Annotated in this window: 16 protein-coding genes and 1 pseudogene; 4 read left to right on the top strand and 13 right to left on the bottom strand. The window is 64.3% G+C overall.

Annotated elements, in window-relative coordinates:
• Window positions 1–20 precede the first annotated feature (20 nt).
• From BSTEL_RS08645 to metG, 4 genes are all read right to left on the bottom strand, one after another.
• Complete coding sequence (locus BSTEL_RS08645; RefSeq protein WP_084686219.1) at window positions 21–2,408, bottom strand: KUP/HAK/KT family potassium transporter; 2,388 nt, start codon at window positions 2,406–2,408, stop codon at window positions 21–23.
• 274 nt (window positions 2,409–2,682) lie between these two features.
• On the bottom strand, window positions 2,683–3,642 hold the full coding sequence (locus BSTEL_RS08640) for a TatD family hydrolase (RefSeq protein WP_034529580.1): 960 nt from the start codon (window positions 3,640–3,642) through the stop codon (window positions 2,683–2,685).
• A 257-nt stretch (window positions 3,643–3,899) separates the two neighbouring features.
• A complete protein-coding gene (locus BSTEL_RS08635; protein ID WP_034529579.1) occupies window positions 3,900–4,724 on the bottom strand; it encodes a hypothetical protein in 825 nt (274 codons plus the stop codon).
• Between the two features lie 1,046 nt (window positions 4,725–5,770).
• A complete protein-coding gene (gene metG / locus BSTEL_RS08630; protein ID WP_034529578.1) occupies window positions 5,771–7,648 on the bottom strand; it encodes a methionine--tRNA ligase in 1,878 nt (625 codons plus the stop codon).
• A gap of 548 nt (window positions 7,649–8,196) precedes the next feature.
• Between metG and BSTEL_RS08625 the strand changes: the two genes are divergently transcribed.
• Both BSTEL_RS08625 and BSTEL_RS11885 read left to right on the top strand, forming a co-directional pair.
• Window positions 8,197–8,838, top strand: coding sequence for a hypothetical protein (locus BSTEL_RS08625; RefSeq protein ID WP_051922997.1), 642 nt, complete (start codon window positions 8,197–8,199; stop codon window positions 8,836–8,838).
• Window positions 8,807–9,215: pseudogene (locus BSTEL_RS11885) on the top strand (variant leucine-rich repeat-containing protein); the annotation flags it as partial. The gene BSTEL_RS08625 and the pseudogene BSTEL_RS11885, both read left to right, overlap by 32 nt.
• Before the next feature lie 17 nt (window positions 9,216–9,232).
• On the opposite strand, the gene BSTEL_RS08620 reads toward BSTEL_RS11885, so the two are convergent.
• From BSTEL_RS08620 to rsmI, 8 genes are all read right to left on the bottom strand, one after another.
• Window positions 9,233–10,651, bottom strand: coding sequence for a VirD4-like conjugal transfer protein, CD1115 family (locus BSTEL_RS08620; protein ID WP_051922996.1), 1,419 nt, complete (start codon window positions 10,649–10,651; stop codon window positions 9,233–9,235).
• A 63-nt stretch (window positions 10,652–10,714) separates the two neighbouring features.
• On the bottom strand, window positions 10,715–10,933 hold the full coding sequence (locus tag BSTEL_RS08615) for a hypothetical protein (RefSeq protein ID WP_034529576.1): 219 nt from the start codon (window positions 10,931–10,933) through the stop codon (window positions 10,715–10,717).
• A 142-nt stretch (window positions 10,934–11,075) separates the two neighbouring features.
• The gene (locus BSTEL_RS08610) at window positions 11,076–12,047 is read right to left on the bottom strand and encodes a hypothetical protein (RefSeq protein ID WP_034529574.1); all 972 of its coding nucleotides are present in this window, start codon (window positions 12,045–12,047) and stop codon (window positions 11,076–11,078) included.
• A gap of 188 nt (window positions 12,048–12,235) precedes the next feature.
• Window positions 12,236–13,939, bottom strand: coding sequence for a hypothetical protein (locus tag BSTEL_RS08605; RefSeq protein WP_034529572.1), 1,704 nt, complete (start codon window positions 13,937–13,939; stop codon window positions 12,236–12,238).
• Window positions 13,939–15,030: a hypothetical protein gene (locus BSTEL_RS08600; RefSeq protein ID WP_162178992.1), complete on the bottom strand. Its 1,092-nt coding sequence runs from the start codon at window positions 15,028–15,030 to the stop codon at window positions 13,939–13,941. Before BSTEL_RS08600 ends, BSTEL_RS08605 begins: the two co-directional genes overlap by 1 nt.
• A gap of 195 nt (window positions 15,031–15,225) precedes the next feature.
• Window positions 15,226–15,843, bottom strand: a complete 618-nt coding sequence (locus tag BSTEL_RS11880; protein ID WP_034529566.1) for a ribonuclease H family protein — start codon at window positions 15,841–15,843, stop codon at window positions 15,226–15,228.
• A 136-nt stretch (window positions 15,844–15,979) separates the two neighbouring features.
• Window positions 15,980–16,255 (bottom strand): hypothetical protein, encoded by a 276-nt coding sequence (locus BSTEL_RS12205; protein WP_156963245.1) that lies wholly within the window; start codon window positions 16,253–16,255, stop codon window positions 15,980–15,982.
• A gap of 400 nt (window positions 16,256–16,655) precedes the next feature.
• Entirely contained in the window at window positions 16,656–17,654 is a 999-nt protein-coding gene (gene rsmI, locus BSTEL_RS08585) for a 16S rRNA (cytidine(1402)-2'-O)-methyltransferase (RefSeq protein WP_051922995.1), read from the bottom strand.
• Window positions 17,655–17,980: 326 nt separating this feature from the next.
• On the opposite strand from rsmI, the gene BSTEL_RS08580 reads away from it, so the two are divergent.
• Both BSTEL_RS08580 and BSTEL_RS08575 read left to right on the top strand, forming a co-directional pair.
• Window positions 17,981–20,656 (top strand): YhgE/Pip domain-containing protein, encoded by a 2,676-nt coding sequence (locus BSTEL_RS08580; RefSeq protein WP_051922993.1) that lies wholly within the window; start codon window positions 17,981–17,983, stop codon window positions 20,654–20,656.
• Window positions 20,653–22,995, top strand: coding sequence for a YhgE/Pip domain-containing protein (locus BSTEL_RS08575; RefSeq protein ID WP_034529562.1), 2,343 nt, complete (start codon window positions 20,653–20,655; stop codon window positions 22,993–22,995). The genes BSTEL_RS08580 and BSTEL_RS08575 overlap by 4 nt, the downstream gene beginning before the upstream one ends.
• A 629-nt stretch (window positions 22,996–23,624) precedes the next feature.
• Here the strand turns inward: BSTEL_RS08575 and BSTEL_RS08570 are convergent.
• Window positions 23,625–24,929 (bottom strand): ATP-binding protein, encoded by a 1,305-nt coding sequence (locus BSTEL_RS08570; protein WP_034529691.1) that lies wholly within the window; start codon window positions 24,927–24,929, stop codon window positions 23,625–23,627.
• Between the last annotated feature and the right edge of the window lie 152 nt (window positions 24,930–25,081).

Genomic DNA, 25,081 nt, shown 5'->3' with positions numbered 1-25,081 from the left:
GACTCACCGCACCACAGGTTTCACCGCACCGGCGGCAGATCCCCGGTGATCGGCTCGATTCCGGCGGCACGTTCGATACGCTTCAACCGCGGTGGCCTGCGCGTGGACACGAACAGCGGCTGCACTTCGACGAGCGGGTTGTACGGCGCGAGTCCGAACCATTTGACCGGCGAGCCGGCCGCATGGCGGATCGCGTACTTGGTCTGCAGCGACAGCGCCCCGCGCGCGGAGACCTTCGACTCCGGCATCAGCGCCTTGTGGATCAGCACGTACCGGATCGTGCCGATGTTCGGATCGGCGTCGACCTTCGGGTACAGCGACTTCTGCTGCGGCAGCTCGCCGGTCTTCGACAGGTCGTGCATGATCTGGTGCAGGTACGCCGGAATCGACTGCGACACTTTGAATCCGAGCCGGATACGCACGCGGAACAGGAAGTCGGTGCCGAAGTTCTGCACCTCGTATTCGCGCGTGAACGGCTGGTCGGTGGTCTCCACGCTCACCGCCCACCATGCGCGGGCGCGCTTCGGGTGGTCGGCGAAGATGGAGAAGAAGATGTCGGTGTCGAGTCGTTTCGTCTCGGTATCGGACGTCAGGTAGACGATGTTGTCGGCGAAGTACGGGATGCGGAAGTCGCCGTGCAGTTTCTCCAATGTGGGCAGGAAGTCCTTCGGGCGCATGTGGCGGCGTTGCGCGCGTTCCAGCTTCGTGCCCTCGTTCCACGTGTACATGACGAACAGGATCGCGATGGTGAGCAGCATCGTGAACCAGCCGCCGTGCAGGAACTTCGCCATCGACGCGATGAAGAACAGGATCTGGATGGCGAGGAACAGCACGAGGAACACGATCGCGCCGAGCCGCCGCCCCGCGTACCAGATGTACACGGCGAGCAGGATCGTCGTCGTGATCATCGTGATGGTGAGCGCGAGCCCGTACGCGGCGGAGATGTGTTCGGAATCCTTGAACATCGCGAGCACGAGCAGCGTCGCGACGCACAGCACCGCGTTGACGACCGGGATGTACAGCTGCCCGCGCGTGCGCGCCGGGTAGCGCACCTGAAGATGCGGCATCCAGTTGAGTCGCGTCGCCTCGGAGACCATCGTGAACGCGCCGGTGATGAGCGCCTGCGACGCGATCACGCCGGCGGTGACGGACAGCACGACCGCTACGTAGCGCACGTCCGGGGTCATCATCTGGAAGAACGGGTTCAACGATCTCATCGTCGTGTAGTGCGGGTCGCGGCTGTGCGCGAGGATCCACGCGCCCTGGCCGAAGTAGCAGCAGACGAGCGCGACCTTGATGAACGGCCACGTGAAGTAGATGTTGCCGCGGCCCACATGACCCATGTCGGAGTAGAGCGCCTCGGCGCCGGTGGTCGCGAGGAACACGGTGCCCATGAGCGCGATGCCGGCGTCGTTGTGCGGGCTGAACAGGAACCGCACGCCGTACACCGGGTTGAGCGCGGCGAACACCGTCCAGTCCTGCGCGAGGTTCACGAGGCCGACGACGGCGAGGAAGCTGAACCAGACGAGCACGATCGAGCCGAACACGCGACCGATGCTCTCCGTGCCGCGCGACTGCACCATGAACAGCACGACGATGATGACCACGGTGATCATCAACGTGAGACTCGGATTCTCGTCGAAGAGATGCTCGAGCGGCGGCAGCGTCTGCAGGCCTTCGACGGCGGAGCTGATCGACACGGCCGGCGTGAGCACCGAATCGGCGAGGAACGCGGCGCCGCCGACCATCGCGGGGATCGCGAGCCATGCGCCGCGGCGGCGGATCAGCGAGTACAGCGCGAAGATGCCGCCTTCGCCGTTGTTGTCGATCTTCATCGCGATGAGCACGTATTTGACGGTGGTGATCAGCGTGATCGACCAGAAGACCAGCGAGAGCATGCCGAGCACGGCCTCGCGGTCGACGCTGCCGATACCTCCCTGCCCGGTGAGGAACGTCTGCGCGGTGTAGAGCGGCGAGGTGCCGATGTCGCCGTAGACGACGCCGAGCGCGACGATCATCATGCCCCAGCTGACCTTGTTCGGCCCGGACTGCAGGCGCGCCCACCAGCGGCCGAATCGTCCCTTCGCGGCGGTGGTGGCGAGTTTCTCGGCTTCCTTGTTCTTGGCCTCCGCCTGCTTGACGAGGACCTCGCGCTCCTCTTTGGTGAGCGTGCGGCGGGAGACCTTCGGCGCGTTGGTGAAGGTGTCGGCCCTCAGCAGCGCCTCCTTCTCCGCCTTGGCCTTCGCTTGGCGCCCGTCGTCCGGTCGGGGCTTCACCGAAGCGGCCTTGGCCTTGCCGGATTCGTTCGCGCCGGCCAGCTCGCCGGCGCCCGTACTGTTGCTCGTATTGTTCGCGGTGCCGCTTACCACCTTGCGGGCGCGTTTGGTCTGCTGATTGCGGTCAGCCATACGCTCAATCCTCCATGCGGCGCGGCCTCACACTGCCTGCCGTTCTCGATGCTCTTTCGTCTCTTGCGTCACACTCGCTTTTCTTCGGACACACATCGTAGTCCGCCGACGCAATCACCACAAATTCACCAGCAGTGCGAATCATCGCCGCGAAATCAGCGGAAATCCACCACCGCTCCCCCACTTCGCCCGATAAACCCGCGCCGCCGTGCCATCGTCACCGCCGCCGCACCCGCGTCACCGCACCGTCACCGCACGCACACGCCGCCGCGCCTCACACGCCGTAGACCGCGCGCGTGGTGGCGCGGGTGCCGCGCGCCACCGCCGCGAGCGGCAGGTCGAGCGTGTCGGCCATCGCGCGCAGCGTGTACGGGATCATGTACGGCGCGTTCGTGCGCCCGCGGTACGGCATCGGCGTGAGGTACGGCGCGTCGGTCTCCACCATCGCGTGGTCGAGTCCGACGATGCGCAATGATTCGCGGATCCCCTCGTTGCCCTTGTAGCTCACGGTGCCGGAGAAGCTCAGGTACCAGCCGTGCTTGCGCGCGATCTCGGCCATCTCGGCGTCGCCGGAGTACGAGTGGAAGACGGTGCGTTCGGGCGCGCCGTCGGCGAGCAGCGTCTCGATGACCTCTTTGTGCGAATCGCGGTCGTGGATCTGCATCGGCAGATTCAGCTCCTTGGCGAGCGCGATATGCGCGCGGAACGCCTCGCGCTGCAGTTCCAGCGCGCCCTCGCCGGTGCGGAACAGGTCCATGCCGGTCTCGCCGATCGCGACGACCTGGTCCGGGTAGGCGCGTGCGAGGCGTTCGACCTCGGCCATGGCCTCGTCGAACGGCACGTCGTGGTACGGCTTGTACGTGACGGCGAGTCCGTCCGGGCCGGCCACGGCGCGATGCCCGTGCCGCACGGCCTCGTTCGGGTGGATGGCGATGGCCGCGTGGACTTGGCCGGGGTGGTCGACGGCCATGTCGATCGCGCGTTGGAGGTTCGGGTACTCGCAGCCGCAGTCAATGATGCCGGTCACGCCGACCGTTTTCGCCTGCGCAAGCAGCTCATCGACATCGTAGACAGGGACTTCGGGTTGTCCCTTCGCGACGGCCTCGTGGCTCATCGCGCGTGCGAACGGCACGACGGATGCGACGTGTGTGTGATTGTCGATGACGTGGGCGTCTTCCGGCAATGATTCCGGTGCCGGAGCCCAACTGCGGTCGCGATGATGATGCTTGCTCATACCCGCCCAGTCTAGCGAGGCGCGCGGCGTGCCGATTCCGGTCCCTATACCCCTATAGCAATCCGGCCATGTACAACGGCAGGTATCTTCTGTCGCCGGCCACCGCCAACGGCTTGGGGTGAAGCACGTATTCCAGGCCAAATCGTTGGAAAATCAATCTTTTTCACAAAAACAGAGGTTTCAACCCAGCGTAATTTCACAAAAACAGAGGTTTCAGGCACAGTTCGTTTCACAAAAACAACGCTTTTGCATAACGCTCACCGGTTCCCGCCGTCGTTGCGCTCCACATACGCCGCGGCGCGCCACAGCGCGACGAACGAGCTCATGGTGCTTCCGGTCGCGCCGTACTCGTCGATGAGGGCGTCCAGCAGCATGTCGCTGAACGGGAACGAGTAGATGCGACCCACCTGTTCGACGGCGGTCTTGAGGTCAAACCCCACCCTGTTGGTCACACGCAGGATGCCATCGGCGTGACGCCATTCCAATTCGCCGCGGGTGAACTCGCTGACGAGCGGCTCGAGCCACTTTCTGGCGACGGCGATCTCATCGGGGTCGGTCACCTTCTCGATTGAGACCGTGTCGGCCCCGTGCTCGTCCAGGGGGACCAACCGGCGTATCCAGCCCCACTCATGTTCGTAGACGTAGAAGAAGACGGGCTTGCAATCCGACATCTCCATGAAGGAACCCTCGGAACTTCCCCAGCGGGCGATGACATCGGTGGGCTCCCCGGTGTAGGAGTTCTCGACGGTGGTTCGGAAGAAGGCCCCGGGAATGAAATGCCTGTCATCGATCATGACCGGGATGGGCTCCTCGAGAAGCTCCCCATTGCGTCCCCTCTCTTTGCGGCCGCCGGTCACGACGGTTGTCTCGGGATCGACCCAGCGGGCGGTGACCTCGACGGGCTTGCCGCTGTAGAAATCCCTGATGGTGGTTCGGAAAAGGGCGCCGACGACGACATGCTCGTCATCGGTCGTGATGGGTTCCTTATCGCCGTTCTCATTGTCGGTCATGGCAAGTGTCTTCTTGTCGTTCTCGTTGTCGGCCATGGCGGGTGTCTCCCTGCCGTTCTCGCTGTCGGCCATAATGGGTGCCTCCTTGCTGTATGTCGGTATCAGCCGCATATCCCTCGTTAATGATATACGTTCATCGGTTCCCCAGGGCGCCGATTTCGGCGCGTACGGTCTCGACGGTATTTTCCCCGGCTGCCGTCACGAACGTACGCTGAGAAATCGTCAGTGTACGTTCGTGACGATGAAGACGATTAATACCGTCACGAACGTACGCCCACGAAGGGTCGGCGGCGGCCGACGGGGAGTCGGCATGTCCGGACGCGGTCCGGACGCGGCTCCTTCGGACATGAAACCGGGAACGGACCCTCCGGACACGGGAACCGGACGGGAACAAGGAAACGGAAACCGAACGCGAGCGCGACGACGCGGCAAAAAGAAACCCGGCGGGGAGAAGCCGCCGGGTGAGAGAGAAGAGAGAAGAAGGGTTCAGTTATGGGGTCCGGGAAGAACCTCGCCAGTGATATTGACTTCGGGAGGAACTCCCAACCGCTGACATGACTAAGTTAACCGTCAATCCCTTGGAGGAATGATGCGCGTTCCTGAGAAACTTCTGTGCACTATGTAACGATTTTGTAACCGCTTAGCATCGGCCCCGCCAATCCGCCCCCGCCGGCGGAGTCTGTCGCAACCGCACAGGCAACCCCGAGACAGCGACGGAATCCGCCCCGCTGGCGGGGATGTCAAGCCTCGGCGACTGCCTCGCGAAGCTGCGTACCAATCCGCCCCCGCTGGCGGGGGCTGTCGGCCGCAGGCCGACTGGGGTGGTCCCGGCGGGTTCCCGGCGGGCGGTGGTCCCGGCGGGTGGACCCGGTGGGTTCCCGGTGAGAGTGACCACCGGCCGACATACCGGACAACCACCCTCAGTCCCGCTTCGCGGGACAGCCTCCGGCCCCTGCAATTATGGACGGCCTTCGGCCGACATCATATTTGCTCACTGTCGTTCGCCTTCGCCTACAAACGCTTCCACGTTTGCTCCACGGCTCAGCCCGCCAGCGGGAGCAAGACAAGGTTCACGGCATGCACGAACCCGCCCGCCGGCGGGAGCAAGACAACCGGTCTTACTCCGCCTTCTCCTCGGCGGCGAGCTTGGCCTTTTCGGCGGCGAGGCGCTCGGCCTCGGCGGCGCGACGGGCGGCGAGCGCCTCGTCGAAGCGGGCGAGCTCCTCCTCGACGGCCTCCTTCGGGATCTTCGCGAAGATCGGCGTCGGCTTGGCGACGGGAGCGCCCACCTCGATCGGCTCGCTCTCCCACGGGTGCACGGTCTCGCCGAGCTTGTAGTCGCCGGTGATGATCGGGTAGTTGAAGCCCGGCTTGTCGAGATCCTCGACTTCTTCGAGGCGCGGCAGCGGCGAGAACACGCCCTTGCCGCCCAGAGCCTCCCACACCTTCTGCGAAGCGTGCGGCAGGAACGGGGCGAGCAGGTGGTTCGCGTCGGAGACGGCCTGCGCGGCCACGTGCAGCACGGTGCCGAGACGCTTTTCGTCGTCCTTGATCTTCCACGGCTCGGTCGCGGAGATGTACTTGTTGATGTCGCCGACCACGCGCATCGCCTCGATGAGGCCCGCCTTCTGGTGGTGGTTCTCGATGAAGCCGCCGACCGTGGCGAACGCGCCGCGCGTCTCGTCGAGCAGGGCGCGGTCCTCGTCGGTCATCGAATCCTCGTCGAGCGCGGGGATCTCGCCGAAGTTCTTGGCGATGAGGTTGGCGACGCGGTTGACCAGGTTGCCCCACGAGGAGGCGAGCTCCTCGTTGTTGTGGCGCACGAACTCGGCCCACGTGAAGTCGGAGTCGGAGCTCTCCGGGCCGGCGATCGAGATGTAGTAGCGCACCGCGTCCACCGGGTAACGGGAGAGGATGTCCTTGACGTAGATGACGATGCCGCGCGAGGAGGAGAACTTCTTGCCTTCCATCGTCATGAACTCGGAGGCGACGACCTGCTCGGGCATGTTCAGCGGGCCGAGCTTGCCGGTCTCGCCGCCCTTGGAGCCCTGGCCGTTGTAGGCGAGCATCTCGGAGGGCCAGATCTGGGAGTGGAACGTGATGTTGTCCTTGCCCATGAAGTAGTAGGCCGGGCAGGACGGGTCATTCCACCACTGGCGCCACAGCTCCGGGTCGCCCTGGCGGCGCGCCCACTCGATCGAGGCGGACAGGTAGCCGATTACGGCGTCGAACCACACGTACAGCTTCTTGTTCGGGTTGTCGATCCAGCCCTTCACCGGCACCGGGATGCCCCAATCGATGTCGCGGGTGATGGCGCGCGGCTTGACCTCCTTGAACAGGCCCTTGGAGAAGTTGATGACGTTGGTGCGCCAGCCTTCACGGGTGTTCAGCCAGGCGAGGTTCGCCTCGGCGAGCGCCGGCAGGTCGAGGAAATAGTGTTCGGTCTCCTCGAAGCGCGGCGTCTCGCCGTTGATCTTGGAGACGGGGTTGATGAGCTCGTCCGGATCGAGCTCGTTGCCGCAGGCGTCGCACTGGTCGCCGCGCGCGCCCTCGGTGTGGCAGATCGGGCACTCGCCTTCGATGTAGCGGTCCGGCAGGGTGCGGCCGGTGGACGGGGAGATCGCCACCCGCTGCGTGCCCTTGTAGATGTAGCCGTTCTTCAGGCACTGCGTGAACATCTCCTGCACCACGTGCTCGTGGTTGCCGGTGGTGGTGCGCGTGAACAGGTCGTAGCTCAGACCCAGGTCGCACAGATCCTTGGCGATCACGCGGTTGTAGCGGTTCGCGAGCTCCTGCGCGGTCAGGCCCTCCTTCTCCGCCTCGACGAGGATCGGGGTGCCGTGCTCGTCGGTGCCGGAGACCATCAGCACGTCGTTGCCCTTCATGCGTTCGTAGCGGGCGTACACGTCGGAGGGGACGCCGAAACCGGCCACGTGGCCGATATGGCGGGGGCCGTTCGCGTACGGCCATGCAACATTCACCAGAATATGACTCATAAGACCGAATTATCCGGCGCGCCGGGGACACGCCGGGACCACCCTCCGACGTGCTCCGCACGCCACCTCCCGCCAGCGGGAGGAACACGGATGCAGCACGCGTCATCACCACCCGCCACGCCGCAGCGGGAGGAACCGCTACGCATCCCAGCCGGACGACCCACGGCCGGTGGATAACCGCGCGGCTGTCCACCGGATTATCCACCGTGGCCCTCCGGTAGCTCTCCCGGCTGGCGCGCACGACGCGTACGCCCTACGGTGTGGTCATGGAACCTTCAACGACGAACACGACAGCACTCCTCCCCGCGGGCACCGCCCCGCCCGACCACACCATCGCCGGCACGACCGACACCGCTCCAGCCACCACCGCTCCAGCCGACACCACTCCAGCCGACACCCGAACGACGGTGTATGCCACCGCCGCGGGCACTGAACCGCCTCCACCATCCCCACTATCACCCGCACCCGCACCCGCACCACCCGCATCACCCGAACCACCCGTACCCACACCGCCCAAGCCGCCGCCCAGGCTGCGCACGACGCCGCTCGTGCCGACGATCCTGCGTGAACGCGACCTGCCCGGCCCGATGAGTCTCGGCCGGCTTGCCGCCGAAGGCACGATCACCACATTGGACGACATGGAGAGCGGCTACTGGTCGGAGCATGCGGCCACCCTATACGGCCGCGCCTCGATCGTGCACCGCATCATTCCCCATTCCACGGCGGCGTGCGCGCTCACCGCCATGTGGGTGTGGATGGGCGGCGAGTTCCCGCGCACGCTCGACGTGCTGTCCCGGTCGCATTTCCGCATGCGGCATTTCGGTCATCGGGTCCGCGCGTTCACGCGTAAGGTCACGCCGCGTCATCTCGTCACGATCGGCAATCTGCGCGTCACCGATCCGACGCGCACCGCGTGCGACGTCGCCTCGCTGCATGCCACCGCCGCGCACCCGAACGACTACACGGAACGAATCGTCGACCTCATGGACGCCTACGATTTCACGCCCGACGACTGCGCCACGATCCTCGACGAGAATCCGTGCATGTCGACGATGCCGCGCACCCGCGCGTGTCTCTCCGGCGTGCGTCGCTCCTACGATCACCGGCATGTCGATAGTCGTCGCATCGACCGTCGTCACGGCGACAGTCGTCGCGTCGATGACCGCCGTCGCGTCGGAGTCGCGCCGTGAGCCGCGCGCGACTGCCGCGCGACGGCGATACGCGGCGCGCGAGACGACGCCGCGCACGCGCGTCGCATCCGTCGCGGCGCATGCGCGCGCTCAACCGCGTCGACCGGCTCGACCGGCTGGCGAGCGCGGCGGTCGGCGCGGACGCGGCACGCGCCGCCGCGCTGGAACCGCCCGCGCCGCCGCTGGAATTGACGCCGCAGGTGGCCGCCGATCCGACGACCGACGCGGACGTGCTGTGGCATATCGCGCGTGTCGCGCCGGAACTGCGACGATGGCTGGTCGCGAATCCGAAGGCGGATGCGGCGCTGCTCGAATACGTCTCGCAGGCGGGCGGGCCGGGCGTCAAACGCGCGCTCACCGTGCTGCTGGAGTCGCTGGATGAGCTGGAAGCGCGTCAGAACAACGGTTCGCCGCGGCCGTCGTCGCCGTGTTCCTCCGGGCCTCCGTCACCACCGCCCTCGACGATGCGTTCGGCCGCGGCGACGACACGGCGCGCCGCGGCGTTCAGGCTTCGCCCCTCGGCCGTCTCCGCAAACAGCGGGTGTTCGGTCAGGTCGTAGGGACGGACCAGTTGCGCCTTGCGCCCACGCTCGAACAGATACGCTCTGCCGAGCGGCATCTGCATGATGTCGGCGAGTCCGCGGTTCGCTTTGGAGCTGATCCGCTGCGCGGTGCTCACGTCCTGCCCTCCCAGATACAGCCAGTGGTCGCAGTTGTTGGCGATGCTGTCGGCGGTCGCCGCACCGTACATGCTTTCCAGCTGGGTGAGCGACTGGAGCATCACGCTGACGGAGATTCCGCGCGAACGGATCACCGCGATCACCTTGTCGAAATCGGGGATTCGGCAATTCGTCGCGAAATCGTCGAGGAACAGTCGCACCGGGACCGGCAGGTGGCTGCCTCCGCACGCATCGGCGAAGCGGCACAGCTGCTGCAGCGCCTGCGTGTAGAACAGGTTGACCATGCGGTCCATGGAACGATCGGTGTCGGAGACGTTGACGAACAGGGCCCATCGGTCGCTGGCGAGATCGACGAAGTCGATGCGGTCGGGACGGGAGAACAACCGGTCGGCGCCGTCGAAGGACAACGGCGCGAGCTTGGATTCCAGAATGCCCCGAATGCTGCTGTTCGTCTTCTCGGACTGCTGCAGGGCCTTGATGGAACGCCAGCGCCTCGCGGTCATCCCGTTGGGGTCGATGGCGGTCGCCTCATCCATCAACGTTTCGATGACGGTCTCGCCCATCATGTTGGCCATACGCACCACCGAGGAGAGCGTGCGCTCGTCGCGGGGCAGGTAGTCCATGACGTACGCGATGAAAGCGGACAGGTACATGGCGCCGGCCTGATCCCAGAAGGGGTCGTTGATGCGGGCCTCGACCGGGCTGAGCGCACTCGCGACGGTCAACACGTCCTGTTCGCTGAAGCGTTCGCCATGCGTGCGGATGAAGTCAAGCGGATTGTAGCCGAGCGTGGTCGCATGCGGGACTCCGAGCACGGGGCTGGTCCCCCAGCCGGCGGCATCGGTGAAGTCCACGCACGCCACCTTGTAGCCGTGCGCGGCGAGCACGGGGCCGATCTCACGCACCAGATTGCCTTTGGTGTCGGTAACGATGAAGGAGCCCGAGCACTGCAGCAGGTTGGGCTTGACGTACCCGCGGGTCTTGCCGGCGCCGGACGGGCCGATGATGAGGTCGTTGTTGTTGAGGTGGGAGGCATGGGTGTCGTTGGCGACGAAGTGCCCCGCCGCGAGAATGCGCGCGCCCAGATTCCCGGTCGTCCTGACCTTGATGTTGTTGGCGGTGGTACCGCTCATGTTCGTTGTTCCTTCCTTTCCGTCTTCTTCATCTCCGTCCGCCGCCGTCACGTCCATCGGCGATCAGCACCAGTCGAACATCGGGTCGGCCGGGTCGGCCCACACGTCCTCGGGGAACTCCTGCAGGTCGTTGACCAGACCGCCGCCGAAATAGACGGTGCGGGGCGAGCAGCCCTTCCGCGGGGCCGGCGCCTTCGCGGGACGCGGGGCCGGCGTCTTCGCGACGGGCTTGCCGCCCTTCTTATCGCGTTCGTCGTTCTTCATGTCGTGCTGGTTGTTCATCGGTGCATCCTTTCCTGTGTGTGCCGGTCGTTCCGGCTGTTTCTTTCTTCTCTGTTCTGTTGTGATGGCCTTTATCCTATGCACCGCATATTCAATCGTTCGTAATAATTATGAGCCAAATGACCGTATGGTTCGCCGCCGGTCACGACCATCCGCAATCGGCGAGCGCCGCCATCGGACGGACGAATGCGACCACATGCAAATCGCGGTCATGGTCCATGTAGTCGCTCAGATCCGGCGTCCCCATCGAGGAACAACTGTTGGGGTCGGAGGCGAGCGTCTGTTCGGACAGCGCGCAGCCGGGTACGGTGTCGGAATCCAGTCCCAGCACGAACATGGCGTTCGCCACGGGGCCCGACGGCGCCGCATCGACGCCGACCAGCAACTGGTATCCGGCCATCAGGTTGCTCATGGTGACATCGTGGGCGCAGCGGAATATCTGGGATCCCAGGCCATAGGCCACGACGTCGCCGTGCGATCGGCACCGGGCGTCGCTCAATCGACGCTCCAGAGGAATCCGTTCGGCGGCAGGTTCCGACGCGGCGGGTCTCGGCGCGGCGGACGCGTCAATCACACCGGTAGCGGCGTAGCTCTTGGGATGCGCGTCCGCGGCGCCCAAGGCCCCGAACGGTTCACCGTAATCCCCTTCGAAGTCCTCGGGCATTTTCTCGTAGCCGTTCTGGTCGAACTCCTCGAACGCGCGCTCCAGCGGCACCGAGAACCATTCGACCGCCAACATGATGCCGTCGGACAAGTCGCACTCCTCGTGGGAGTGCTGGCGCAGCGACATGGGGCATGCGTCGAGCAGGCCACGCAGCATGACCGCCATACGGGCCACGGTGGTGGAACCGTCGACCTGGTCGCTCGTGAATCCCGCCTTGTCGCATATGGCACCATCGATGGCGCGCAGTCGCCTGAGGAATTCCAGATATCCGTTGTCGAGGGTCTTGATGTCGGCGAAGTAGTCGTCGAGCGGCATGGCGGCCACATCGAGGATGATGCAGGCCGCGTTGGCGGGCGAGAGCCCCAGCCGTCCGGCGGCCGCCAGACGTTCCTCCAGCGGTATGCGCTTCATCAGGATGCGCTTTCGTCTGGCTTCGGTGTTCGTGTTCATGGCCCCGTCCTTTCGTCGTCGATGACCATGAGCGTATAACGGGAGGCGGCTTTAGCTCGTAATTATTATGATGCGCATATGTTCGTCATCGGCCATCGGCATAGGCTCATCGGCATAGGCTCGCGCCGAACAGCGTCGCCCATCGATCCGCCTCGCGAAAGGCTCTCGAAGGACTCTCCGAAGGACTATCAATCCCACTCGGCTTCCTCGAAGAACCACTGGTACCGTTCGGGGCGGCCTTTCGGAGGCTCACCGTTTATTCTCCTATAGCCGTTGACGACGCCGCGGGCCGGGGGCCGATTCCGATACGATCTGATTATCTCGCCCATATCGTTCTCGTCCTTCGGAGTCCGGAGATATACCTCGATCAAACGGTGAAAGGCCATGATCGATACCCAATCCAATCGCCGGTCTTCTCTCGTGAGGCTCTTCACGTATCGTCCGAACGCATCATTGTTCCCCGTTTCAAGCGCCTCCTTCATCTTCTGCAAGAGGTCCCACTTCTCGTTCATTTGCCTCAACATGTGGTGGGACATGTATCGCCCGCATTGTTCGAGTTCGTCTTTGGCGGGAATCGACTTCGCCCATGGATCGGGTTCCCAGACGATCGCAAGCACATACCGCTGCCTCGTCAGATTCCTGAGAAGGGAAGTCCAATCATCCAGATACGCCATGGCATCCCCTATGCCATATAACACGACACGCGAGCGCACACGTCTGTAAGCCAATCGCATCGCCTTCCTGTACTCGTCGACGCGTTTCGCCACGGCAGCGATGCTCGACTCCACCATCCGCCGGCCTACCTCATTCCGCCGGATTACCATCGCATAGAGCTGATCGCGGCTCAGCAGATACAGGGATCCATCGCCCATCAAGCGCCGGTCGAGAGGAATGTTCACCGGCGCATTGCGGGCGCTCTTCGCAAACGCACGGTATAACCGATATGCGTCCGCGATCGCACCGGACGGCCCGGCATCCGGATTCGGGCTCGGATTCGGATGCCCCGACTGATTATCGAACCACAGCTTCACCAGCTTCACCGGAATATCAACGACACGGATGGAACCGTTATATCGATCGCCATCATCCTCGGCGCTGAGATTGCATCCGCAATTGCTGAACCATTGACGGGCCTTGTTGATCATTTCTTTACGGATCGCTTCATCGATGCGATTGTCGAAATCAAGATCCGTCGAAGCGGTCTTTTTCGGCCATGTGCCGCTGTCGCCGCCGAACGCGTGTTCAAGGTCCTTCCTGATTCTCCGACTTTCCGTGTCGCCGCCCAGTACCGGCCCGCCATCCGACTCGGCCGGCTTGCCATCCAGTTGGAGCTCCTGTTCCAGCCGGTATACGTGCAGGGTCTCCATCACCCGCACGCTGGACTCATCCGACTTGAGATCCAGCATGGCATCTATCAGAGCACGCAACTGCCCATCGGTGATATCGCCGAGGTTCAGCTCGTCCTTGTCGGCGTTGGCCTCGCTCAACCGGCGCAGTTCCTCACGAGTCGCCCTGCTGCGCTCACGCTTCCGCATGGCGCCGATCGCGTTCGCATCGCGCCCGCCCGCGCGCACGTGCAGCAGCGGCTCGACCAGTTCCCACCGATCATTGATCACCGTGCTGAATCGGTATTCACGGTACAACCGGCCGGCGAGGTATCGGATGAGTCCGAGATTGTCGTCGCGATTCCTGTCCCTCCAGCGTTCCCGCACTCGCGCGCGGAATCCCCGTTTGATCAGATCATCGTAATATCGACCGATGATGGATCGTTTGGGTTCGGGCTCCCAATCGTCCGGGGCGGTACCCGGCTTGCGCACGGCGTCCAGAAAATCGTCGAACAGTTCCTGGACGATTTCGTCGCGCGATGGAAACGTCACGTTCTCCACGGCCATCACCGACCGTCCTCCTGCGGACGTGGCGCGCCGTTGGACGGCACGGTGTTCGGCGTCGCATCGCCGACCAACTCCTCCAACTGTTTTCTGACGTTTTGCAGCAGGCCCCTGATCGTGGCGAGCCGCGGATCGCCCAATGCCAATGGCGAAATACCAAGCTCCGCAAGCGTCAGGTCGAATGCACGGTACACGTCCATATCCAGGCCTTCGGGAAGCCCCCGCTTCTCCCACATACGACGGAATCGCTCATAACGCGCGATGAACTCATCGGGATTGATGAACCCGTCACGCCATTGCGTATAACGCTCGCATTGATCCCGGCACCCGATCTCGTAGGAATCAGGATTGAAATCCCAAGACTCCTCCCGCGCGCGAACGTCTCCCGGCACATACGTCAGCTCGCACCCGCTCAGCAATGCATAATATTGGGCCATCCTCATGGCCGCGTCATCGGCTTCGCAGAGGGGGTCGTCGAATTCATTGAGATCGAACTCGCGCTTCGTCAACGCCCGATCCAACCATCCGGCGTAATCCTTCCCCGCCGAATCGGCCGCCGGCATATAGGCGAAGTCGAAGAACACGCTGTGCTCGTCGTGGTTCAGGGGAAACTCGGGGTTCTGCGCCGCGATTCTGACCGCGCAGTAGAACAGATCGGCCAGCATCGCCTGGGTTCCGTCATCCGTTTCCCGAATCGCATCACCGTACTGCCAGGAGGGCCCCTCGATATCGTCATCGGAAGATATCCAATCGCCATTGGTGTCATCAGTGTCGAGAGGTTCCGGAACGTCAGGGAATTCGGCGGCAAGCCTGGCCCCTTCGTCGGCGGATTCCTGCCAGGCCACCATCTCGCCCCATGTCATTCCTTCGACGCGGCAGATATTCCTGAGACGCCGCACCGCGGTGCATTTGCGCGCCATGGCGTCGGCGAACCGCGCGGCCGCATCCTCGCTGTACCGCCCGTGGTCATCGCTGATCAAACGCCACAACGACACGGTACGTCCCAACGCGATTTCCTGTAATTGCGCCAGACCGCCTTCCACCACCGCGTGCCTGCCGTATAGATCAAGCAGGTCGGATTCGCTCATCGCCATGGTTCCCAGCTCCATTCATCCATCGTCATGCTCTATTATTCACCATTCGCTTCGCCGCATGATGACGCCATCGGCATCGTATACGACCGAAGTGGGGGTATGCTTCGGAACGATTCCGAAGCATACCCCCACCGTCTCATCGGGCATGCGCATCAGGCCGCGCCCCGGCCGTCGGGGCGCGGAGCCGATCCGGCGTCAGCAGTTCCCGACCGCCTCGTTGGCCAGACGATCGACCTCGTCGTTGCCGGAAGCACCGGAATGTCCCTTGACGTGGACGAACGTGATGGCGAGACCGTGCTCCTTCGCCTTCCTGCATGTCTCGATGTACTTGGAGACGCCGGCCGCACCGTTGTCCTCGTACAGGCCCGTCCCCCATGTGAAGATATTGAGATAGTCGTGAAGGATGACGAGCTTGGTCATGCCAAGCTCCATGGCCTTCTCGATGGCGACCGTGGCCCCCATGACCTCGCCGGCGGAATTACGGTCCTTCAGCATGGCCGGGTCGGCGCACGAATCCTTCCACCTATGCTCCTTCCCGTTCTGGTCGACGAGGAGGACGCCATACCCCACCTTGTCGACGTTCCCATTCGCATCCGAATGGGTCGAGCCATCGGTGAACGCATAGCACGATTCCGGCATGACGAACTCCGCGTCGCCGTAGCTCATCTCATAGGAGTCGGCGAGGAACTGTTCGGCCTCGGCACGGGTGTCGAACTTCTTGCAGAGATTGTAGGAATGGCTTTTGCACTCCTCCCAATCCTCGTAGATGCCCGTCTTCGAACCGGAGCGTCCGGCATAGAACTTCTTTCCCATGTGATTTCCTTTCAGGGTTGTTGTGGATACGATGTATTCGAGGTCTGCCTGTGGTCCGGGCGGTGTCGTTCGTTTCCGTCGACGGAAACGAACGACACCGCCGGGATGCGGGGCGCGCACGTCCATGCGCGCGGGCTCAGTAGAACCAGTAGGAACGGTCCGCGTACGAGGAGTTCGGGTTCTGGCGTGCGGCCTGGACGTTCGCGTTGTGCGCGTCCACCATCGCACGGTGCGCGGCCTGCCGCGCGGCCCTGTCCTGCGCGCGGCGCTGCGCGGCCTGCGCCTCGCGGTACGCCGCCGCGGACGCGCGACGCGCGTCGTGGCGCGCCTTGTCGCGCGCGGCCATGTCCTTGAAGAACGCGTCGTCGTCATTGGACGGTATGAGGTATCCGATGAGCATGAAAATAAGCATGACCAACATGGCGATCACCTCGCTTTCCTCTCACATCGGCTTGTTCCAGCCGGTTTGTCGTTGTTGTTTTGTTATGGCTTCATGGTATTCCCCTCATTCATCGCCATCCGTAATAATTACGAACGTCCGGAATCGCTGGAGGTGCTAAAGGTGGTAAAGACACTAAAGACGGCGAGACGGCAGCGCGACACCCCCTCACGACACCCCCTCAGTCAGCTTCGCTGACAGCTCCCCCTCAAGGGGGAGCAAAGGGATTTGAAGTCCTTGGTGGTCACGTAACGACCGATACGACAGCTCCCCCTCAAGGGGGAGCAAAGGGATGGAGCCCACCAAGGCCAGACCACAAAAGGGATGAGCCGGGCGGAGGCCCGGCTCAGAGGAGCAGAATCAGAGCGGAAGGCTACTGCTTGATGGCGAGGACGGCCTGATAGACCTGCTTGCGGTTGGCGAGCGTGCCGTCGGGCAGCGGGTGTTCGCCGACGACCTGCGTGATCGCCTCCTTGATGCGCAGGCCGTCCTCGAGCGCGCGGTCGATGGCGAGCACGGCCAGGTCCTCGATGGACAGCGCGCTCGGCGCGACGGCGGCCGCCTCCTCGTCGGAAGCGCCGGCGACGACGAGCACCATCTCGCCGCGCGGCGGATCGTCGTGCACGCTGTCGCGGATTTGGAGAATCGTGCCGCGGCGGATCTGCTCGTAGTCCTTGGTGAGCTCGCGGCACAGGGCCATGCGGCGGTTCGGGCCGAACGCGTCGAGCAGGTCGTCCATCGAATCGTCGATGCGGTGCAGCGTCTCGTAGAACACGATCGTGCGGCGTTCGCCCTGCAGCATGCGCAGATGCTGCACGCGCTCGGAGTGCTTGCGCGGCAGGAAGCCCTCGTAGCAGAAGCGGTCGGTCGGCAGGCCGGACAGGGCGAGCGCGTCGAGCACGGCGGACGGGCCGGGCGCGCAGGTGACCGGCAGACCGCGTTCGATAGCGCGGCGCACGATCGCGAGACCCGGGTCGTTGATCGTGGGCATGCCCGCGTCGGAGACGACGAGCACGGTCGCGCCGGTTTCCACGTTGTCGAGCAGGCCGTCGGCCTTGTCGCGCTCGTTGTGGTCATGGTAGGCGACGACGCGGCCGTTCACATGCACGCCCAGACGGTTCGCAAGGTCGTAGAGGCGGCGTGTGTCCTCGGCGGCGACGATGTCCGCGTGCTCGAGCAGGGCGCGCAGGCGCGCGGACGCGTCGCCCACGTTGCCGATCGGGGTGGCGGCGAGCACCACGGTGCCGGCCGGAATGGCGACAGGCACGGCGCCCGCCACGCCCGCCGTCACCACCGCGCCTGCCACGCCCGCCTCCAGGGCGCCCGCAGACTCGGCCGATTCGTTCACGTTCACATCCGCTGCATTCGTCATACCTCCAGTATCCCCCATCCCCTCGGACGCGTCGTCGCGAAGGTGAGGCGGGCACCCGGCGAACGCCCGATGGTCGTCCGACGGCCATCTGAGGGCGCCTCAGAACCTTCCGCGTCGCCTTCATCGTCACTTCTTAGGTACATTCACTGTTTCTTAGGTACGTATGCCCCGGGCCTGGGCGCCGGAACAGCCCCCTTTCGGCACCGAATCCGCGAGAACACCAACCTAAGAAACGCGCGATGTACCTAAGAAATGGGCAACGCCACCGAGTAATGTGCCCCACGGAACCGAAAACACGCCGGAGGAACGGAAAGAAGGCTGCCGAAGTGCGAACGATATGGCGTGTGTTCACCCGCGATCTGACGCGCATCCTGCGCAACCCGGTCGCCGTCGTGGTCACGTTGGGCGTGGCGATCATCCCATCGCTGTACGCATGGTTCAACATCCTCGCGAACTGGGACCCGTACTCCGCCACCGGCAACATCCAGGTGGCGGTCGTGAACAACGACAAAGGCACCACCTCGCCGCTCGTCGGCAAGCTGGACGCGGGCGCGCAGGTCGTCGCGCAGCTCAAGCGCAACCACCAGCTCGGCTGGCGGTTCGTCGACGAGACGACCGCGCTCGACGGCATGCAGACGGGCGACTACTACGCGGCCATCGTCCTGCCGAAGGACTTCAGCGCGAGTCTCGCCGACGCGCTCACTAGCCCGAAGCGGCGCCCGAAGATCACGTACTACGTGAACGAGAAGAAGAACGCGATCGCGCCGAAGATCACCGACACGGGCGCGACCACGATCGACGAGCAGATCAACCAGACGTTCGTCGCGACCGTCGGCGACACGGTCGCGAAGGCCGTGTCGCACGCCGGACGCGACCTGACCGGCGCGACCGACGCGACGCAGAGCGACGTGCTCGACGACCTCGACACCGTCGTCGACGACATCCGCGACGTGCGCGCGTCGCTCGACGACATCGCGACCACGCTCGACCAGTCCGACGGCACGATCGCGAGCGCGCGCGGCACGATCGCGAAACTCAGGAAGGCCATCGCCGCCGCGCAGCGCACGTCCTCGCAGTCGGGGTCGCTGCTCGCGCAGGCGCAGACCTCGTCGCAGCAGCTGTCCACGACAATGGTCGGCGCGCTCGACCAGGGTTCGGCCGGGTTGAGCGGCATCGGCGTGAAGGTGAACACGGCCGCGGGCAACGTGACCGGCACGCTCAACGGCGCGCAGGAATCCGTCGACCAGATCCACAACGCGATCGCGACGCCGCTCGGCCAGACCGCCGCCGCGGTCGACGACCTCAAGACGGCGCTGAGGCGCGCGGGCGTCGACGAGCACACGTCCGACCCGGCAGGTCAGCGCATCTGGAAGCAGGTGGACTCCCTCGCCGACACGGTCGCGAAGCAACAGCAGCAGGTCGACGACTTCCACAAGAACACGACCGCGTTCATCGGCGCCGGCAAGGACGCGGCCACGAACCTGTCCGATGCGACCGGCACGGCCGTCTCCGGCGGCATCACCGGACTGAACACGGCGCGCGGCACGCTCACCGGCACGGTCATGCCGAACCTCAACGCGTCGCTGGGCTCGTTCGCCGCGTTGAACGGCACGATGGCGGGCACGCTCGTCACGCTCGCCGACACCGCCGACCAGACCGACGGGCTGCTCGGTCAACTGGCCGACACGATCGGGCAGACCAAGACGACGGTGGCGGACACGCGCGACCAGCTCGACCAGCTCATCGGCGACGTGACCGGCGTGCGCACCGACGTGGCCGCGCTCGACAGCTCAGCCGCGTACACGGCCATCAAGGACCGGCTGCATCTGGACGACAAGGAGTTCGGCAGGTTCATGGGCTCGCCGGTCGCGCTCACCACGCGCACCGTGTATCCGACCGACAACTACGGATCGTCGGTCACGCCGTTCTACACGAACCTCGCGCTATGGGTGGGCGGGTTCGTGCTCATCGCCATCTACAAGCTCGAAGTGGACCGCGAGCAGCGCGGCGAACTGCGCCACCTGACCGCTACGCAGGCGTATCTGGGACGCTGGCTGCTGCTCGTCACGATCGGCCTATTGCAGGCGGTCATCGCCTGCGTGGGCGATCTCGTGCTCGGCATCCAATGCGAGCATCCACTGCTGTTCCTGCTCGCCGGGCTCGTCTGCTCGTTCGTCTACGTGAACATCATCTACGCGCTGGCGGTCGCGTTCCGGCACATCGGCAAGGCGGTGGCCGTGATCCTCGTCATCGTGCAAATCCCGGGCGCATCCGGCCTGTACCCGATCGAACTGATGCCGAACTTCTTCCGCGAACTGCACCCGTGGCTGCCGTTCACCTACGGCATCAACGCGATGCGCGGTCCGATCGCCGGCACGTACGCGAACCACTACTGGCTGGACCTGGGCCATCTGCTCTGCTACCTGCCGGTCGCGCTGTTCGTGGGCCTCGTGGTGCGCCGCTACGCGATGAACCTCAACGCGCTGTTCGACCGTCGCCTCGGCGACACCGACCTGATGATCACCGAGCACGACACGATGGTCAACGAGCGTGTGCGGCTCACCTCCACGTTCCGCGTCGCCGCGAACTCCGCCGAACTGCGCGAGTTCGTCACACGCCGCGCGCACCGGTTCTTCGACCGCTATCCGAAGATGATCGTCGCCGGACTCGTGCTGCTCACCGTGCTGCCGTTCGTCTTCCTCATCCTCCTGTTCCTCACGCAGGCGAAGATCGCGATGCTGTCCGCGTGGATCGCGTCGATCATCATCATCGACGCGTTCCTCATCATCGTCGAATACACGCGCGAGAACTATGCGCGCGAACTGGGCGTGAGCGCGCTGAGCGCCGACCAGTTCCGCGACGTGATGCTCAACGGCTACATCTGGCGGCGCCGGCGCGCGGGCGCGCACGCGGCGCCGGAAGCCGCGCCGGACGCGCCGGAACGCGCGGCGGCGCCGGAACCGGACGCCGAAACCGACGACACGAAGGGAGGCGCGCGATGAGGAACATCTGGCGGATCTTCGCCCGCGACGTGCAGCAGGCCACGCGCAACGTGATCGCGATCATCGTGGCGATGGGCCTCGTCATCGTGCCGGCGCTGTACGCGTGGTACAACATCGCCGCGAGCTGGAACCCGTACGGCAACACGAAGGCGCTCAAAGTCGCCGTCGCGAACACCGACAAAGGCTACAAATCCGACCTGATGCCGGTGCGCATCAACGTGGGCGAGACCGTGACGAGCGCATTGCGCGCCAACCACCAGCTCGACTGGCAGTTCGTCGACAGGACGAAAGCCATCGACGGCGTGTACTCCGGCGAATACTATGCGGCGCTCGTCATCCCGCAATCGTTCAGCGCCGACATGATGACCCTCTTCTCGCCGAAGATCCGCCACGCGAAACTCGACTACTACCTCAACGAGAAAATCAACCCGATCGCCCCGCACATCACCGACGCGGGCGCGAGCACGGTCGCCACGACCATCGACAAGACATTCGTCAAAACCCTCGGACAGGTGGCGCTGGGACTCGCCTCGAACGTCGCGCAATACGCCGACAGCCCGCAGATGCAACAGTACGTGACGAACGCCACGCAGCACATCACGACCATGTCGACGCGGCTGAAAGGCGCGAGCGCGCAGGCCGACTCCTACGCGAACCTGCTCGGCGCGGCCGACGGAATCATCGCGTCCACCGACCGGCTGCTCGGCTCCGCCGGCACCGGCGCGGCCGACGCGAAAAAAGCACTCAAACAGGGCACGAAAGGCGCGAAGGACCTGAACGCGGCATTATCCGGCGCGACCGACGGCGTCGGCGACGCGCTCACGCAGGCGGGCGGCGCCTACGACGGCGTCGACAAGCAGATCGATCAGGCGTTCGGCGACGTGAACACGCAAACCGGGCAGGTCGCGAGCGCGCTCACCACGCTCCAATCGAAAGTGAACGGTCAGGCCGACGCATACGGCGACTACGCGACGGCGCTACGTTCGCTCGCCGGATCGGCCACCATCCCCACGGTGCAGGACGCGTTGAACGCGGCCGCCGACCAGGCACAGAGCACGCAGACCAAGCTCGCCGCGGCCGCCGCCTCGCTCGGCGACGCGGCGAAACAAGTGACCGACGGCACGGCCGACATGGCCGCGACGCGACGCGACCTGAAGGCGCAGGTCGCGAGCGCGCGCAAAGCCGTCACCGATGCGGCCTCCACATACCAGTCGACGTTGAAGCCGCAGATCGACGCGCTCACCGCGTCTATGAGCGCGATGGTCGACCAGGCCGGCGGCGTGGTCGACGGGCTCACCGCGACCACGGCGAGCGTGCGCGGCCTGTCCGGCGGTATCTCGGACGGGCTGACGAACGTGCGCACCGCATTGGGCGAGGCCGCTTCGACGCTTGACAAGTCGGCGGCGAAACTCGACGACCTGAACGCGAAGTTCACGTCGGTGGCGGGCGGCTCCGGGGCCACCGGCGGCTCCGGGATGGACCTGTCCGCGATCACGTCCGCCGATCCGGACGCGATCGCCACGATGCTTTCCGCACCCGTCGCGGTCGACCGTGAGGCGATCTACCCAATCGCGAACTACGGTTCCGCGATGGCGCCGTTCTACACGATCCTCGCGATCTGGGTGGGCGCGATCATCCTCGTCGCGATGCTCAAGGTGGCGATCTCCGACCATGAGAAGGCGAAGATCCTCGGCCTCGGCAACGTGCTGCCGCTCGGCGAGGACGTGGGTCTGCGCGACGCGGTCATCATCGGACGGGCCGCCGGGCCGGGCGCGATGCTCGATGTGCTGCGCAAGCCGCGCTCCGAGTCGCCGGGCAACGCGCGACGGTTCGGGCTGCGTCTGCATCAGGAGTATTTCGGACGGTACATGCTGTTCGGCATGCTCGCGCTCATGCAGGGCACGCTCGTCTGCCTCGGCGACCTGCTGTATTTGGGCGTGCAATGCGAGCATCCGATCCAGTTCATGATGGTCGGATGGCTGGCGGCGCTCGTGTTCTCGAACATCGTGTACACGCTCACCGTCTCGTTCGGCGACATCGGCAAGGCGATCGCCGTGGTGCTGCTCGTCATGCAGGTGGCCGGATCGGGCGGCACGTTCCCGGTGGAGACGCTGCCCCCGTTCTTCCAGGTGGTGTCGCGGTGGCTGCTGTTCCCGTACGCGGTGGACGCGATGCACTCGGCCATGGCCGGCGCCTACGGCATGGAGTACTGGGTGGCGATGGGCAAGCTCGCCCTGTTCCTCGTGCCGTCGCTCGTGCTCGGCCTCGTACTGCGCAAGCCCGTGATCCGCCTCAACGACTGGATCATCCGCAACCTCGAAAGCACCAAAGTGATGTAACGATCCGGTCGCCTTCCGCTGAGGGCCGTCACCTTTCACGGAGGGTGACCCTCTCTCGCCCCCGCCGGCGGGGGCTGTCGGCGAAGCCGACTGGGGGTGGTCCACCCCGCCACGGCGAACGTGTACGATTCCATACCCAACGTGTACGGTTCGCAAGGCAACCTGCATGGTCTGACCGGCAACCTGTATACCCGAGGCACCAACCTGTATAAGAAAGCCACGAACCTGCGCGGTATGGCACCGAAGACCATCCTCCGATCAACGTCCCATCCTCGGCAAAAGCCCGGAATCCCGCCATTCCACATTCCCCCGACCAGCGCGGAAAGCCGTCCCTTCAGACACCCACCTCACACGTTCGGCTCCGAAGACTACACATTCCACCCCGAACCATACAGGTTCGCTCCCAAACCATACAGGTTCATACCCGGACTATGCACATAGGCCATCATCATGGTTGGCATCGGAGGCCTTCCGCTATGACAGCCCCGAAATCCGCTCTCAAAACAATGAGTGGCGAGCTTGGCATTAGCTACCAGTCTCGCCACTCATGTAATTCACTGAATCCGGTGACAGCCAATCACGGAGCCGCCCGAATGACCCCGCCCATAGACTGTCGGACAGAGAAAAGCTCACACGCCCAGTGCGCCGATGGGGATGACGTAGATTCCGTCTTCGCGACGGTATGCGTATTGGCCGATGCCAATTAGCACGGCCAGGAACTCAGGGGCACGGGTCCGGGCATCCGGGTTCCTCAGCAATTTGACCTTGAGACGATTCAGGTTCGCCGCCGCCTCGGGAACCTTGTCTTCGCTGGATTTGATTTCGATGCCACCCCATCGTCCGTCCGCCAGCTCGATGATGGCATCGCATTCCAGCCCGGAGTCGTCATGGTAGTACCGCACCGGCTCCATCCCGATATCCGGCAACGCGCGGGCGTACACTAGCAGGTCGCGCACACACAGGTTTTCGAACAGGAATCCGAAGGTCTGCCAATCCACGACCAACGCTTTCGAGTTCATGCCCAACACCGCGGCGGCAATGGACGGGTCGGCGAAGTAACGACGCGGCTTGGTCTGCAAACGCTTCGGCGAGCGAGCGGGCGGAACCCACCCCGGCACCGGATCGATGACGAACATGTTTTCGAACATGCTCACGTATTCGGAGACCGTGCGATCGGACACGAAATCGTCCGGATCCTCCTCGGATCCATACATATCCTTGCGCAAGGTCTTGAACGTAACCGCTTGGCTGACATTGCGCGACAGGGAGTTCATCAACCGTCTGGCGACATCCGGATTCCGGCCCAATCGGCCGACGCCTTCGGACAATGTCAATCGAACGTACTCGCGGATCAGCGTCTGGGCATCGGCCACTGGCATATCAATCGCTTCGGGCCATCCGCCCCGGCACACGGCATCCAGTAGTGTCTCCGTATCCATTGCGGCGCCCGTCGCCTCGAACTCATGATCGAACAGCGCTTGCAGGCTGACGGCGCCCGTGGATAGCCCGGACTCCAGCAGACTCATCGGATTCATACGAATGCGGCCGATGCGGCCCGCGCCGCTATGCTGCGGCAGGTTCCGTTGCCGCGGCGTCGATGACCCCGTCAACAGCCACTGCCCCTTCTTCCCCGAATCGTCGTCCACGTGATGCCGGACCTCATCCCAGATCGCGGGGACCAATTGCCACTCGTCGATGACATGCGGACGATCGCCCAGCAGCATCAGGGACGGATCGGCACGCGCCACGGCAAGATTGCTGCCGCGATCCACGTAGGTGATGCTTGACGCATGAGCCCGAGCCGACCACGTCTTACCGCACCATTTCGTACCCGCGACCTCGACGGCGCCGAAAATGCGTTGGTACCGTTCGATCTGGGCGTCGATGATTCGGGGACGATAACCGGAGGGCCTTATCACATCGCCGTTGTTCATGATCTCCACTGCCGTCCCTTCCACGCCTCACGATGCCGACTACCAAAATCCGAATTTTCCAACGACGAAAATCCGAATATCTCAACTACAATAATCCGAATATCTCAACTACCAAAATCCGAACTTTCCAACGACGAAAATCCGAATCGGAA

It is taken from the genome of Bifidobacterium stellenboschense (genome assembly GCF_000741785.1).
Taxonomy (GTDB): Bacteria; Actinomycetota; Actinomycetes; order Actinomycetales; family Bifidobacteriaceae; genus Bifidobacterium; species Bifidobacterium stellenboschense.
The sequence above is the reverse complement of the archived record's forward strand: the minus strand, read 5'-3'. Positions and strand labels throughout refer to the sequence as shown.